The sequence below is a fragment of the Porphyromonas sp. oral taxon 278 str. W7784 genome, assembly GCF_000467855.2.
Taxonomy (GTDB): domain Bacteria; phylum Bacteroidota; class Bacteroidia; order Bacteroidales; family Porphyromonadaceae; genus Porphyromonas.
The window spans coordinates 94,066-109,691 of the sequence record NZ_KI259244.1; the positions used below are offsets into that span (position 1 = coordinate 94,066).

11 protein-coding genes are annotated in these 15,626 nt (G+C 56.1%); all 11 read right to left on the reverse strand.

Annotation, left to right across the window (positions count from 1 at the left end; all coding sequences use genetic code 11):
• Positions 1 to 63 precede the first annotated feature (63 nt).
• A complete protein-coding gene (locus HMPREF1556_RS06185; protein ID WP_021667509.1) occupies positions 64 to 834 on the reverse strand; it encodes a YaaA family protein in 771 nt (256 codons plus the stop codon).
• Between the two features lie 48 nt (positions 835 to 882).
• Entirely contained in the window at positions 883 to 1,572 is a 690-nt protein-coding gene (mnmD, locus tag HMPREF1556_RS06190) for a tRNA (5-methylaminomethyl-2-thiouridine)(34)-methyltransferase MnmD (RefSeq protein WP_021667510.1), read from the reverse strand.
• On the reverse strand, positions 1,569 to 2,111 hold the full coding sequence (locus tag HMPREF1556_RS06195; RefSeq protein WP_021667511.1) for an RNA methyltransferase: 543 nt from the start codon (positions 2,109 to 2,111) through the stop codon (positions 1,569 to 1,571). The genes mnmD and HMPREF1556_RS06195 overlap by 4 nt, the downstream gene beginning before the upstream one ends.
• A gap of 99 nt (positions 2,112 to 2,210) precedes the next feature.
• Positions 2,211 to 3,809 carry a CDC27 family protein gene (locus HMPREF1556_RS06200; RefSeq protein WP_232299044.1) on the reverse strand — a complete coding sequence of 533 codons (1,599 nt, stop codon included), beginning with the start codon at positions 3,807 to 3,809 and terminating at the stop codon, positions 2,211 to 2,213.
• Between the two features lie 87 nt (positions 3,810 to 3,896).
• Positions 3,897 to 4,529 (reverse strand): DUF3575 domain-containing protein, encoded by a 633-nt coding sequence (locus HMPREF1556_RS06205; protein ID WP_021667513.1) that lies wholly within the window; start codon positions 4,527 to 4,529, stop codon positions 3,897 to 3,899.
• Between the two features lie 783 nt (positions 4,530 to 5,312).
• A complete protein-coding gene (locus HMPREF1556_RS06210; protein WP_021667515.1) occupies positions 5,313 to 6,275 on the reverse strand; it encodes a PorV/PorQ family protein in 963 nt (320 codons plus the stop codon).
• A gap of 12 nt (positions 6,276 to 6,287) precedes the next feature.
• Complete coding sequence (locus HMPREF1556_RS06215) at positions 6,288 to 9,041, reverse strand: S8 family serine peptidase (RefSeq protein ID WP_021667516.1); 2,754 nt, start codon at positions 9,039 to 9,041, stop codon at positions 6,288 to 6,290.
• 198 nt (positions 9,042 to 9,239) lie between these two features.
• Positions 9,240 to 9,422: a hypothetical protein gene (locus HMPREF1556_RS06220; RefSeq protein ID WP_044125329.1), complete on the reverse strand. Its 183-nt coding sequence runs from the start codon at positions 9,420 to 9,422 to the stop codon at positions 9,240 to 9,242.
• Between the two features lie 471 nt (positions 9,423 to 9,893).
• Positions 9,894 to 11,549 carry a BACON domain-containing protein gene (locus HMPREF1556_RS06225; RefSeq protein WP_021667519.1) on the reverse strand — a complete coding sequence of 552 codons (1,656 nt, stop codon included), beginning with the start codon at positions 11,547 to 11,549 and terminating at the stop codon, positions 9,894 to 9,896.
• Between the two features lie 55 nt (positions 11,550 to 11,604).
• The gene (locus tag HMPREF1556_RS06230; protein ID WP_021667520.1) at positions 11,605 to 13,239 is read right to left on the reverse strand and encodes a BACON domain-containing protein; all 1,635 of its coding nucleotides are present in this window, start codon (positions 13,237 to 13,239) and stop codon (positions 11,605 to 11,607) included.
• Positions 13,240 to 13,263: 24 nt separating this feature from the next.
• Positions 13,264 to 14,910 carry a BACON domain-containing protein gene (locus HMPREF1556_RS06235; RefSeq protein WP_021667521.1) on the reverse strand — a complete coding sequence of 549 codons (1,647 nt, stop codon included), beginning with the start codon at positions 14,908 to 14,910 and terminating at the stop codon, positions 13,264 to 13,266.
• Positions 14,911 to 15,626 lie beyond the last annotated feature (716 nt).

Here is a 15,626-nt window from a genome sequence, read left to right on the forward strand (position 1 = left end):
TAGGTCGCATCGACGACCTACCGTAGGGTCCTAAATCACCCTGCTGTAGTCCCCCTCGAATCCCTAGCCTAGGATGAAGGTCCACTCCCGCTCTGTCGAATGCTCGGGAGCATAGACAAAGCCCTCGGGCGTGAGCTGACGAAGTTCCTCCTCCGTCTCTATACGTCGGCGTAGCACTTCACCAGCCATCGACCCACGGGCCATCTTGGTGTAGATGACGATCTGCTTGAGTCGGCCGTCCGGTTGGCGTACGAGGAAGTTCGGGGTGATCACCCGCACCGCCTTCTCGACCTCCGCCCAGTGGAAGAGCTGGCGCATCTCGTCGCTCGCCAGATACAGGAGCGTACCGCCCTGACGCTTCACCTCCTCGATGAAGAGCGGGGTCAAGCGATCCCGCCAGAAGTCGAAGATCCTTCCCTCCCCGATCCCTGGGATATGGGCTGTCCCCTCCATACGATAGGGGCGAATCAGGTCACTTGGCCTCAGCAGACCGTAGACGAAGGAGGTCATACGCAGATGATCCTCAGCGTAGGCCCATTCCTCGGCGGACAGCGTGCCGGCCGAGAGCTTACGGTAGACCATCCCCGAATAGTTCAGTGGGGCTTGTAGCTCCTTCACCCCATCGTCGAAGAAGGTTCTTTGTGTGTGATAGACCTCTTTGCTTAGCTTGGGGCTGAGGGAGAGCATGCGCCCGAGTTCCTCTTGACTCAGGCTGAGCGAAGCCCCAACGATCTCGTGGGCCTCCTCGAGGAAGCGGGGGGATGAGGCGGGGAAGCGCTCGGCGAGCTTGGCCTTCGATGAGAAGGTCTTCGCAGGGGAAATAAGTGTAAGCATCGGAATAGGAAAAATAGAGAGTCAAAGGGGAGAAGAAGCGAACAAACGCTAGGGGATGCGCCCACGGAGCACTTCACGCTTGCCCGGTGGGCCAGGGAGGCGCTCCACGAGGAAGCCCGACCGCTGAAGACGGCGACGCACCTCGCCCTTGGCACAGTAGGTCGAGAGGATCGCTCCCGAGCTAGCGACCTTCCCTAGACGCTGGAAGAGCTCCTCAGCCCACAGCTCGGGCTGGCTCTCTGGAGAGAAGGCGTCGTAGTAGATGACCGATAGTCTTTCGGGGAAGGTGCAGGTGGTGAGGTCACCCCTGAGCTTGTGGAGCGTGAAGAATGGGCTTAGCTCGACGGCCTCGTCCCAAGGGGCCGTGTGCAGGCGGAGAAGCTGGTCCTTCACCTCACGCTCCTGCCCTAGGCCTTCGTAATGAAGTACCTCGTAGATCTCAGGCGTGATGGGGAACTTCTCGATCGAATAGTATTGGAGGGGGATGTGGCGCTCTTCGGCCTCTCGCCACGAGAGCAGAGCATTCAGCCCCGTGCCGAAGCCTACTTCGAAGAGGCGCAAGGGTACGTCACCTTCCCGCCAAGAGCTCATGCGCTCCCTGAGCGCCAGCCCTAGGTAGATATGCTCGCTCTCCTGCACGGCGCCGTGCATCGAATGGTAGTGCTCGCCGAAGGTCGGGGCATAGAGCGTCAGACTGCCATCCTCGGTCGTATGTAGCTCAGGGGCTCGGTGCGTCATCGCTTGAGTGTAGGGAGGAGAGGGAGAACAAGTTGCCAGAGGGCGATCCCAGCCGCTACACTGACATTGAGCGAATGCTTCGTACCGAGCTGGGGGATCTCTAGGCTGGTCGTGACCTCGGCCATCACTTCATCCCGCACACCTCGCACCTCATTCCCCAGGATCAGGGCATAGCGCTCTTCGGGACGAGTGACGAAGGTCTCCAGCGACTGACTGCCGTGGGCTTGCTCCAGAGCCAAGAGCTGGTAGCCCTCCTCACGTAGCTGACGTACGGCCTCCAGACTATCCGTAGCATAGCGCCAGCTGACACTATCCTCCGCCCCTAGAGCGGTCTTATGTATATCGGGGTGAGGTGGGCGTGCAGTGATCCCGCAGAGCACCAGACCTTCCAGCCGGAAGGCATCGGCAGTACGGAAGATCGAGCCCACGTTGTTCATGCTACGCACATCGTCCAGCACGACGAGGATGGGTAGCTTGGTCTCTCGGTGGAATGCCTCAGAGGTGAGGCGCACCATCTCGGTGATCTTGAGCTTCTTCATTGAATGCAAAAGTAGTGAACTCACCGCAAAGACCGAGCGCTAGCACCCTGTAGTGGAGGATGCTAGCGCTCGGTAATTGGCGGGAGCGAACGAGGGCTCCTATTCGTCGAGTTCTTCGGCTTCGCTCTTAAGCTGCTTAAGGAAGGCTGGGTCGGTAAGGAGCGGTGCGAAGACGGGCTCCGTCTCAGCCTTGTAGACGAGGAAGCTCTGTTGCTTGACAGCACGCATCAGGGCTTCTCGTGCCTCCTCGACACGCTTGAGTCGAGCCAGACAGAAGGCCTTGAGGTATTCGACCTTACCGTTGGCCCCGAGCTGATTCAGTACCTGAAGGGCACGCTCATCATCCTCGAGTCCTACCAGCGCTACAGCAGCGTTGTAGTCGGGATACTTACGTAGATGCTCCAGAGCGCCACGGTAGTCACGAGCGGCCATGCGCTCCAGACCCTGCTTGTACTCCATCGCAGCCTCGGGCTTGTCGTTGAGGCGCTCGATGAGGGTAGCGTCCACTAGGTCATTGACCCCCGAGATGATGAAGGTGAGCGAATCGACACCACGCTGCATCCAGGTACTCTGGTCTACTGCTGTGACACGAGTATCGACGGTGACGGTCATACGCTTCTTGAGCTGAGGAGTGACTTCTATATCTCTGCTGTAGAGGTAGACAAAGTCCTTCCCCGTGGTGAGCGTCGTATCCAGCTGGGTCTCCTCGATGAGGGGGAAGTGGACGATATGACGGCGGTAGGTGTCGAAGTTCTCACGTCGGCTCTCATTGCGAGCTATAGCCTTGAAGTCATAAGTGTGCTTAGCCACTTCGAGGGAGTCCTTCTCGGTGAGCGAACGGTTCTCTAGGGAGTCCATGGTCCAGTTCTTCAGGAAGAGCTGGAGGTACTTCTTAGGTACGTTGGTGCTGTCGAGCTTACGCTCATGACGACTGAGGTACTGAGCTCGGCGCTCGGGCGTATAGATCATGTCGAAACCCTGACGCTGGCCGACACTATCCCGACCCGACAGCTCTTCACGATAGGCCTGCCCCAGCATACCGAGGGCACGAGCATGGTAGCGCTCATCATAAGCCCCTGCTGCGGCGGCATTAGCAGCCAGGTAGCGCTGCTCCATGATCTGACGCCAGCGCTCGTAGGAGAGCTGCAGGCTGAGCTGACGGTAGTGAGCGTGGTAATAGCTACGCTGTAGGCGTCCCATGAAGCCACGATGCTTCTTGTTCTTGAAGAAGGTGCTGTCGTACTTAGCAGGATCGACGATCGACGCTTCGAACTTCTTCAGCGCCTCCTGTTCCTTGTCCTGAGCACTCTTGAAGTCCTTCCCTCGGAGCACTACGGGAGGGAGGCGGAAAGCCGTATCTCCCGTGGCAAGCTGTGGGGAGAGCACGATCTGATAGCGCTCATCCATCAGAGCCTGAGGCACGGTGACGAGGAAGGTCAGATTGATACGCCCCTTGCGCAGGGTGGATATCTTCACTCGGGGGCGCTCCGCCGTGACGGTGACCGCCTCGATGGTGTGGGTCTTGATCCCATCGTCCTTAGGCTTGGCATCATCACGCTTCTCACGCTTGAGGGTGTCGATCTTCTGGGAATAGGTGACGATCTCCGAGAGCATCCCAGCACGACCTGCTCGCTCCTCCTTGTCGGTAGGTAGGTAGGCGTGCGGACGAGCCGACGTGAAGAAGATTCTTTTAGTCAAGGGTTGGCCACAAGAGGCGAGTGCTAGGCACACCAAGGAAGCGAGTGCGCCGACTTTATATCGAGACATCTGTGATAGCAAACGAATTTAGAATAAATAAACGAGTCGGACTCCGACACGGGAAGGAAGGACGAGGAGGCGACTCTTGTCTGCCGTCACGACCCTAGAGGAGGACGCACGCAGATCGTAGCGTGTCCAGACACCAGCTATACCCAGTTCACCCTCTATATTCCAATGTTCGGACAGTTCATGCGAGTACCCAAGGGAGATACCACCCCCTACGAGGAAGCCCTCAGAGTAGGCCGAAGAGTAATAGTTGCCACCGTAGCGATAGAGCATCCCGAGGGCATGTATCGAGGCAAAGGTGCCTCTATTGTAAGTCCCCTGTGTCCAGTAGCGAAGGGCCGGAGCTACGGATAGGAACTCGGTATGATCGATGCTTCCCCACTTCAGACGGTCATTGAAGCTCATGGAGCGATGACGCGTGCCGTAGAGCGTCTCGATAGCGCCGACAGGCATCGGGAGCTTGAAGAGAGCGGGACGAGCCGAGACGGAGAGGTGGAGGGAGACGGACTTGGAGAGCGCCATCGAGGGCTCTAGATTGATCGTACCCGTCAGTAGCGAGGGGATATTCGTACTGATGGCGTAGTTTTGAGCTTGGAGCCCCAGTACCGAGGCAAAAAGAGCCACGATACCCCAGAGGGCTATTCGTTTCGTCATACGATAAGTCTATAGTTGTAAGGATGAGGAGCGCCGCTGGGCTGGACGAGCGCCTAGCTATCCAAAGTAATTGGAAAAGCGCCACAAAGGTACGTAATTATCTATTTTTTACACCCTCGAAGGGGAAAATAGGTAGAATGGGGGCAGATCCGTAGGCGGTCTACTAGTGAAGACGCCCCTCGATCGGAGAGCTTTTTTACTTGGATTTTTTCGGCTGAAGAGCCATACAAATTAGGGCAGAATTTTGGTGCAAACGGACTCGCTACGACCACCCGCCGAGAGGCGACGTTTCTACGAGTAAGAAGGGGAAGGAATTAGCCCACGGAGAGCAGACCCGGGGAAGAGGGCGGAGGAGACCTACGGTAGGTCGTCATCACGACCTACTGTGGGTCGCATCGACGACCTACCGTAGGTCGCAAAGGCGATCCACCGTAGGGTCCTTTTGGAGGCCTTCGAAGTTCGGTCTCCAATCGGAGAGATCGGATGCTTCAGGATCAGGGGAAAAGCCCCTACGGAACTAACGCACAAAAGTGACATTTCTTCTCATAGGTCCTCGGGAAAAGTCCACAAAAGACCTCGGTCGGAACTTCTCAGCCCCGCAGTTAAGGTCTCTTAACCTCTCTTCACACTTCACTTAAGTCCGAAGAAGTAAGCCCCCCGAAGGTGAAAGAAGGCTTCCCGCCGTCGCCCTTCCCCTACTCCACCCAGACGAATATAAAAAGTGGGCGTAGCGACTCCCACGAGTCACTACGCCCACACACTAACAAACAAACCTAGGTAGCCTTAGAGATTCAGCCCCAGAGTCAGAAGGAAGGATGGCTTGCCATCCGTATAAGTAGGAGCGAGGTACGCTGCATCGATGGCCAGTGGCTTGAAGCGAAGACCAAGGCCTGCGCTGAAGCCCTTGACGCCGTTCGTGTCATGCTGATACCCTGCACGCACGGCGAACATCTGATGGTAGAGATATTCCCCGCCGAAGTGAAGCGCCGTAGAGGAGGAGTTGGAGGGATAGAAGAAATAGTCTAGCCCTGCACCGAGCGAGAGATGGTGCTCTCCCTCGACACCGTAGCCGATCTCACCGCCGATACCTGCATAGGCTGGAGGATAAGCCATCTTACTGCGAGAGCTCTGCTTGTAGCCTGCACCGAGGTTGTCGACCTTAGCACCGAGTATGAAGTCTAGCCCTGTAGAAGCGGGCTCTTCGCTACTGCGGACGAAGGCACCCCCACCGAAGACTACGGCCGAACTAGCACTACCTTGGTCCGTGTAGATATAGCTCCCCTTGGCGTAGACCGAGAAGATACCGAAGCGGTAAGCATAGCCTAGATCAGCCGTGTAGTCATAGAGGTTGCGGCTCTTCTTCGCCCGTTCATTCTGATCGATCGGAGTGAACTTCAGCCCTCCGAGGTAGCGCACCCCTCCGAAGAAGGCATGCGACCCGAAGCGAAGACCGACAGTAGCGTCGTAGAGATTCAGCGACCCATCTAAACCCTCGATCTTACCGAAGGAGCGAAGGCCTCCGGCGACGGAGAAGTTCGAGCTTTGGTAGAGTAGCGAGGTAGGGTTGGTATAGAGGTGAGCGACGTCACTCTCCCCGTAGTGATTGCCCCCGAGGGCTGCAGAGCGAGCGCTGGTAGCGTACTCTAGGATGGGGAGCGAACGTGTAGCCTTGACCGCCTTCTGCGCATGAGCGACCGGCGCGCCTAGTGCTGTGGCCAGCAGTAGGACGATTGCTTTCTTATTCATGAGTCAGATCGATTAGTTTTTGACGAAAGCCTTAGTGTACGTGCCCCGAGGTGACTTGATACTGAGAGAGTAAGTCCCTGGTGCGAGGTTCTTGACCTGTAGCTTGATGCGACCTACACCCTTGACGGTGTGATCACGGTCGTAGACCTTAGCACCGGTAAGGCTACGGATCTGTACATTGGCCGAAGCTATTTCGGGGTTAAGGACGATATTCAGCTCTGTCGTCGCAGGGATAGGATAGACAGAGTATACGAGATCTGAAGGCTTCGTTACCACTCGAACGGGCACTGAAGTCTGAACAGGCGTGCTGATACCATCGGAGACTTCGACCTGTACCTGCGTGGTACCCGGCTTATTTCCTAGGATAGAGAGAACACCCTCAGAGCTGACGGAAGCGATAGCAACAGAGCGGTCAGCTGAGCTCGCCTTGTAGGTGAGCGTCACACCCTCACTCTTCTCTAGAGCAGAAGCAACATCAACCAAAGTAGTCATCTCTACCCCTACGATGTGACTTCCCAGAGAAGCGATGAACGAAGGAGCCTTGTACGTATAGACTTCGAAGGGGATGGAGAGCTCGGTCTTAGCCCCGAGTACGTCAATCGCTGTGACCTTGATCTCGTGGTGACCCACAGGTGCTACAGCACGCAGAGTGAAGAGGATCTTGTCCCCAGAGATCTGGTGGCTGACCCCACGAGTCTCCCCACCGACGACGATGCTTACCTTCTGATTATCTGGGTCGGAGAATGTGACAGAGAAGGTCTGCTTACTTAGGGACGAGACACGGATCTTGTCCTTAGTCGAGAGGGTCAAGACTGGGGGATTGTTCTTCTTCGTCTTAAAGTCCCCCTTCGTCAATCCAGAGGACTGATCCCAGCGGTCGATCGCCTCTACTGCGACATGATAGGTAGTGTTCTCCTTGAGCGCAGCCAGCGGTAGGAAGATCTTGGACCCTACGGAATATCCACGGGCGTTGAGTGTGGTGTAGAGGGCATCAGCCTTATTAGCGTCCGTGATGCTCTGCTCTGAGAGGTAGACACGGTACTCTACAGGAGTGCCATCATCTTCGTCAGCGACGGCGATCCAAGAGACATTAGCTGTGACGAAGTCGACATCATCGGCACTGATCTTAGCGATCCTATTAGGCACCTTCCCCTTGTTCACTGCGAAGATGGCAGAAGCATCGATATATCCACGACCCATACGACCCTTGAAGCCAGTGAGGGCATCGATATTCTGGGGCTTAAGCGCACCCAGCAGACGCTGCTTGCACTCCGTATTGGTGAAGCCCTTCTTCCCGAAGTGGGAGACGATGAGAGCGGCTACCCCTGAGACGTGAGGACAAGCCATGGAAGTCCCCTGCATGTAGCCATATTCCTGCCCCGTGATCGACTTAGAGAGGGTACTGAGGACTTCCCCTTGGGCGTAGTATTGGTCACCACCAGGAGCTGTGATGTCTACCCATAGACCACGGTTGGAGTACCAAGCACTCTTCCAGTCGGGAGCCATAGAGGCTACGGCCACGACGGGTTCGTAGGCAGCAGGTAGGGAGTTATATTCACGGCCGTCATTACCCGCAGCGAAGATGACGACTCCCCCCTTCATGGGCGAGTTGGGGAGCTGGTTACCATCGTTGTCACAGCCAGCGTACTTGATGAAGTAGTCGATAGCTGCCTTGAGGCTCTGAGGCAGGGTTGTGATCTGTGCTTCGTAGCGGTAGCCCCAAGAGTTCTGACTGATGACAGCCCCGTTGTTGGCGCTGTAGATCAGAGCCCGAGTCGAGTTACCGTTCTCATTCTTCCCACCGAAGATCTGGGCACTCATCAGGCGTATACCCGAACCAGGAGTACCGTCACCACCAGCTATACCACCGACGCCGATCCCGTTGTTGTTGCGTGCAGCTACGGTACCAGCTACGTGCGTCCCGTGGGAGACATCGTCAGGGTAGATCTTCCCATTAGAGTGTATGAAGTTGAAGCCGTAGACATCGTCGATGAGGCCGTTGCCGTCATCGTCGACACCTTCCTGACCATTGAGCTCCTTCTCATTGGTGTAGAGGTTGTCCTTGAGGTCGGGGTGCTTGGTATCGATACCGCCGTCTGTGATAGCGACGATGACGTTACGCTTACCCGTCTCCGTCTTCCAGGCCTCGAAGAGACCGATGTCAGCACCGGCAATGCTCCGAGCGAACTTACCCGTATTGTTGTAATGCCACTGGTCTGGGAGCAAGGGGTCATTGAAGGGAGCTGCGGGCTCGTCCGTACGGCGGGCATCGCTGACTGCCACAGGCTTCGTCTCGGGGAGAGCTAGCTGATAGACGGGCTCGGTATATTCGACCTCTGGCGTGGCGAGCAGTGTCTGCATCGCCGAGCGAAGGTCTTGCTTCTTGTCAAAGCGAACGATATACCATAGGTCAAGCCCTTCACGACGCATACGCTTCTCGAAGCGAGGGTCGATGGGGAAGAGTGGCTCCATCGTCTCGGAGCCAATCGACTGAAGGGAGCGTGCCAGCTGTGAGGGAAGAGCCTGCATCGAAGCAGCGCCCGAGTCAAAAGCTCGGAGGCTTGGCTTAGCACTCTTCTGTATGCGCATGTAGAGGACCCCAGCTTCTGCGCCCTCGGTGGAGAGGAGTGATGGAGCAGCGGGGGTCACACCGTTGACCTCAGCATGCTGATCATCGCCACGAGGGGTCACTTCATCGAAATCTTTCTGACAAGACGAGACAGCAAAGACCGAGAGAAGTGACAGGGTCAGTATGGATCTTTTCATTGTTCGTTGTATGAAGAGGTTAGTTGTTACTTCGGTCACGCTCTAGTGGAGACATTCCCCCTAGAGGTACCTACAGTAGGAGCTACTCTACCCTACGGGATTAGAAGCTCGGGGATAATGGGCGCCTATGTGTGCCAGGCGGGCCATCGGAGGCTAGAGGGTCGAGCCGTCCAGCTCTCAGACCAGAGATGAAAGATACTAAGGTAGACGAAGGTTCGTCTTGCGTGGGTGTCGGAGGAAGTTGTTGCTGGCAGTCTTCGTTCTTGAATCCGCTGTGCGGGTGGTGTGTGCGTAGGTGTTGTGTTCGTATCCTAACTGTACTGGGGAGAGGAGCTGATACCCTCTAGCTATCCACGTCTTCTCGAGGAGTAGCATGATCATCCTGGGGCTCAAAAGCCTTCCTCTCTAGAGCAAAGGTAGAAATATCTCGCAAACATTCGCTACACCCTCCAGTATTCCTCCCGACCGACGCTTCAGCTCTCGGGGATATACCCCTCCGAGACCTGCCTACAGCCGGGCTATTCCCTCGCTTTTCCTTCCGACGTGCCCCTACCCTAGGGACAGGGAAAGGCCATCAGCAGATCATCGGACGAAGTATCCACCCGATCTGGTCGAAGAATGGGCGCTCCGGCGAAGGGGAGATTTACCCCTTCGGGAGGCTGGTCTGGGAAGGGTCAAAAAGGGACCTACGGTAGGTCGTCAAAAAAACCTACAGTAGGTTTCACTTGCGACCCACGGTAGGTCGTCTCAGCGACCTACCGTAGGTTTTTTCGAGGGGTCTCCAGAAGCCTTATTCTAAGCGGGCTGGAGACGCCCCTGGCAAGTGACCCTTCTAGTGAAGGAAAAGATAGCTTAGCGACGAGCCTGAAGCTGGCGTGTCTGCTTCAGGCGAGCGCTGATCGCTTCGATGACACGAGCACGGCGATCCAGAAGGTTCTCCTTCTTGCCTGCCTGGAGTCTACCAGCGCCGTTGCCGACGGGGAGGTCCACACGGAAGGTCTGGATCTCTAGCACGGGCTTGCCATCAAGCTGAGCAGCGTGGAGGACGTAGGCGGACTTCTCCGTATTGTTGTAGTAAGCCACGAAGCCACCATTGAGCACACGGAGGAAGTTGTAGCCATTGTCCGCTAGGAGCTTGGTCATCTCCTGGGTCACGTAAGAGCGACCGAGCCCATCCGTCCAGAAGCCGAGTGTGATATCGGCGAAGAGCGCCTGCGTGGTGAGGACTTCGTTGAGGTAGGGGTCATCGGCAGGGACATCTTCACTGGGCTGGAGGTAGAAGTAGCCACGGTGCGATTCGCCATCCAGCGAAGACTTAGCGATGAAGCGCTGGTAGTCGGCACGGTTGGCTCGAGGGTCCTTCGTATCCAGCTCGCTCTTCCATTCGGCTTCCTTTTTAGCGACTTCATCCTTAGTAGCGCCATGGATCTGACGACTACGATCACCATTGAGGGCATGGATCTGCTTCATGGGTAGATGGCTGAAGGTCTTATAGGCACGGGGCTGGCGAGGCTCATAGACGGTCTCTAGGAGTGCTTCACCTGAGGAGTCGAAGGCGACATTGAGGTTCAGTGGCAGGGTGTTGTGTACATAGACATCCTTGCCCTCGGTAGTCAGCTTATCCGACTTCTTGTAGCCACAGGTCTGGAGGTAGCCCACGAAGTTGGGATTATTCTTGACGAACTTGTCATCCAAGCAGAGCTGGATCGTAGCCTGATAGCCCTTACTGCGCTCGTGCTCGAATTCGTACTCGATGAGGGGGAAGAGCTTGTTGGGCGTCGTGAAGCGGAATATCGCTGCGCTCCCACGCTGGAAGCTACGGATCAGCTCGCACTGACGGCTACGCTCGTAGCGGATCACCTCGATGAGCGAGGCAGGGAACTGCTGTAGGGGTAGCATGTACTGAGTAGCGCCGTCCTGTACGACCTCTACCTCCTTGACGAGCGACCCTGCGGTGATGGTGACCTTCACCGTGCGGGGAGCATCCCCTTCGTTGGGCTGTGCCGTGAGGGTGAAGCCCGACTTAGTCACCTCCGATACCTTGAGCCAGGGTGTCTCGGTGGCGAGCTCTACCTTGGCCTCGGCATTACTCTGGATGGCGACCTTCTTTGCACCGCCCTCTACAGGGAAGGAGACTCGGTCGAGATCGGTGGTGAGGACGACATCGGCGGCGGACTGACGTACGGTGACTCGCTTCTGGAGACCACCGGCATTGACCACAATCGCTCCCAGTCGGTCACGACCCTGATCATTAGCCTCGGCACGCACCTTGAGCGTATTCCCCTCGAGGGTGAGGGTTAGCCACGTGGCTTCCTGAGGCGAGACGGCGGACCAGCTGTCTTTATTGGTCTGCACGGTCAAGGACTGCTCCGAAGCCTCCTTGGCGAAGGTCAGAGTCTGGGTCGAGAGGTCTAGGGTAGCCTCCTCGACATCGCTCTGCTGCTGGCAAGCCGGCAGGACGAAGAGCAGAGCCAAGAGGGACAGTACATAGCTGATTTTCTTTCTCATGTTCTCGTAAGTGTTTGGGTGTATATAGAGGAACTATTGGGTATAAATAGCCGAGCTATCTTCTCTGGGAGACAAACGTCCGAGTCAGCGCATCCAGCTTGCGAAGGAAGGCCGTACGCTTGCGCTGAGAAGCAGAGTAGTTGAGGATCTCAGCCACCGAGCCTCCTCCGTCGTCGATCTCCGTATAGTAGGCCTGGATGTCTAGGACGGGCTTCTCCTTGTAGAAGAATAAGCGCAGGGTGTAAGCCATGTTCTTGGCCCGACTAGCGAAGGCATGGCTCGCATTAGCCGTCTGCCCCATGTACTCATAGCCCTTCGAGGCAAAGAGGTTCAGGATCTCTTCGGTGAGGTGGTAGCGACCATCGATCTCGTCGTACCAGAGCCCTAGGTCGATCTGAGAGAAGTAGCCTAGGACGCTACCAACGACATTGATATAGGGATCGTCCAGCTGGGTGGGTGTGACGATATAGAAGTAACCACGGATCACCTCGCCCTGGAAGGAGGTCTTCGGAGTGAATAGATCGTAGAGCTCCGGTGTGTGCTCATCGCGGGTACTCCCCAGCTCCTGCTCGAACTTACGGACATCCTCCACCTTCTTCCCCATGATATCCAGCTCACGGCTCCCGAGGAAGTCGAGCTGACGAAGCAGGGGAAGGTCACTGAAGGTCGGGTAGCTCTTCTTCTGTGTAGGGTTGTAGGCGAACTCGACCTTCGCCCCGTCGGAGAACAGTGTGACCAGGAGCTGAAGTGGCATCTTTTTGTTCCCGTAGAGCGTATAGACTTGGTCGGGAGACGTAGTCTGCTTCTCGAAGCCATAGGCAGCTACCGCTTCATCGAAGTCCTTGTTCCCCTTGACGAGCGACTGATCCTTATAGACCAGCGTAGCGATAGAGAAGCCCGGGCTCGTAGGTGAGTTGTACTGATACTGGATGAAGGGTACGACCTTGCTCTTGGTGAGGAATCGATAGTGAGGGTACTCGGTCTTCGTCTCTTCCTTAGCGTAGAGGAGCACATGCCCTCTACCCTGCTCGTAGCCGATGAGGTCATAGAGTCCCATAGGGAAGTCCATGACCGGGAAGATGTAGGGGCTCTGTCCGTCCTGCATCACTTCCACCTCACGGATGACCGTGCCACTGGAGAGGATCACCTTCAGCGAGCGTGCAGCCTTGTCGGTGTTAGGCTGGGCGACGAGGGTGAAGCTAGACTTAGTCAGCTTCTCCACCTTCAGCCAGTCTACTGCCTGCTCTAGTTCGATCTTAACGGACTCCGCATTACTCTGGAAGGCGACCTCTCGCTCCCCTCCTTCTGAAGGGAAGAAGACCTTAGCCTTCGTATCCAAGACAATGTCCGCAGCGGTCTGACGCACCGTGATGCGCTTCTGCTGATCACCGGCATGGATCATGATCGATCCAGTACGCTCCTGCCCGAGTTCGTTCAGCTTCGCCCGAACACGTAGCGTAGTGCCCTCCTGCGAGAGACTGAGCCAGGTCGCCTCCTGAGGAGACAGTGCAGACCAGCTATCCTTATTCGTCGTCACGGTGAGGGTCTGCTCGGAAGCTTCACGTGCGAAGACGAGTGTCTGAGTCGAGACCTCTAGAGTCGTCTCCTCTGCATCGCTCCCCTTCTGACAGGAGGAGAAGGCAAGCAGAGTGACGACGAGCCCCAAGAGGCATCTATATAGGTACTTCATTGTATTTCGAGGTATTATGCCAGGCTACCGGCGGTGAGGAAGACGCACCCATTGGCGGGCAAGGGCATCGAGGCGACGGAGGTCTTCGCTACGCTGACGCACGAAGGACTTATAGTCGAGGAGCTGGGCGACGGAATTGTTGCCACTCTTGACGTTCGCATAGATCGACTGGATCTCTAGTAGCTTGGTATCGCCTTCGTCAGCTACGCTCAGGATATACGCCTGGCGCTTAGCTTCGTTGTAGAAAGCTTGCCCACCACTCTTGAGCTTCCCGAGGTAAGGATAGCCCGCACCTACGAAGAGGTTGTAGACCTCCTGCGTGAGGCGATATTCCCCGTCGATCTGATCCTTCCAGTAGCCGAGGCCGAGATCATTGTAGAAGGCGATCACGCCGATGCAGACATCGATATAGGGGTCATTCTGAGGGATGCCCTTCTGTGGATCAGGCACGATATAGAGGTAAGCTCGTACGCTCTCCCCATCGAAGGACTTCTGCACATCGAAGATATCGTAGCTGTCGGGAGTACCGTCGGCACGGTTGCTCTGGAGTCCCTCCTCAGCCTTGCGAATCTCCTGACGTGACTTCCCTGGGATCTTGAGCTCTCTGTGACCCATGTAGGGCGTCTGCTGGGTCATAGGCACCTTGTCGAAGGTCTTGTAGGGCTTGGGCTGGATGGGAGTGTACACAAACTGAAGCTTGGAGCCACCCGTGAAGTGAGAGACGAGGAGCTGTATGGGGAGCTTCGAGTTGGAGTAGAGCACACTCTGCTCATTGCCCTTGGTGCGCTTGAAGCCATAGTCAGCTAGGAAGGCTTCGAAGTCTGCATTGTCCTTCGTCAGCGTCTGATCGAGGCAAAGGAGCGTAGCCACTGAGAAGCCTGGGCTCAGCGGATCGCTGAATTCATATTGGATGAATGGGAAGACCTTGTCCTTGGTGAGGAAGCGGTAGTGTGAGGGATCTCCCTCAGCTCCCTCCTCGGTCTTGAGGAGGATATTGCCTCGTGACTGCTCGTAGCGAAGGACGGTATATAGGTCAGAGGGGAAGTCCAGCAGAGGGAGGACATAGGGATTATTCCCCTCCTGCTCGACGTCGATCTCCTTGATCGTAGTGCCTAGGGTGAGATTGACCTTCGCCGTGCGCTTGCCCTTCTCGGTGTTCTTCTTGGCTACTAGGGTGAAGCTACTGGCGGTCTGCTCTTCGATGGAGAGCCAGTCTGTGGCTACGGCGAGTTCGACCCCGACCTTAGCTACATTGCTCTTGAAGGAGACGAGCTTCTTACCCCCTTCGGAGGAGAAGATGACCTTGCCTTCCGCTTCGAGCGAAGCATCAGCTCCACTCTGTCGGACGGCTATGCGTCGCTGCAGTCCACCTGCATTGACGATGATCGAGGTCGTACGGTCCTGACCTTGGGGATTGGCGGGTACCTTCACCTTGAGGGTATTGCCCTCTTGCTTCAGGCCGACCCAATTATCTTCCTGGGGAGAGAATGCACTCCAGGAGTCTTTGTTTGTGGAGACTGTGACTGACTGCTCAGCACCATCTTTGGCGAAGGTCAGCGTCTGGGTAGAGAGTTCGAGCGTAGCCTCTTCCACATCGACGTTGTCCTTACAAGCAGGCAGGGAGAGCAGAAGAGCTAAGCAACCGAGGAGGTACTTAATGTTGAGTCTCATAGGGTGAGAAAATGCGTTTAATAGGGTGTTGGGAGGGTACAGGGCTGCACTCTCGGGAAAAGGGAAGATCCTTCGCTACATGGTCCGACGGCCGATGAGCGAATACTAAATGAGATAAGTGGGGGTAAGACCAAGCATCGCTATCGTAAGCGACGAAGCTAGGGCGATGCTACCTAGATGGTCTGCGTGGTGTTGCCGCCAGAAGTGTGGCGTGGTGTGTGTGGCCGGTATGAGCGTCTAACTGATGGAAGGGTGGGAAGAGGGCTTCCAAAGCTCTGCAGGTACGAGAAGGGGGGCCAACCCAAGTCTACGTAGGTGATGGATCACCGAGAGCTTCAGCAGCCCAGGGGCATGTCTGAATCTATTTGTCCGATCATAAGTGTATGTTCCTATTATGCTGATGCCGTACCCTCGGGGTAGGATCACGATTCAAAGGTAGAGAATAGTTCGGTAAAAAACCAGCATTACCGCATAAAAAATTGATCGTCGAAAGCTAATAAACTGAATATCAGCAACACTTTTTTTTGCTCAATGATCGCCTGCCCTCGCATACCGGGGAAGAGGGCTAATTCTGAGGGGTATCTCCCCCTAATCCATCGGCTCATCCTAATGCGAAGACTGCGTCCTCAAAATAGGCTAGCTTCAGCCCCTTCGGATCAGGCTCTCTGGAGGGAGCAAAAAACGACCTACGGTAGGTCGTCTCGACGACCTACTGT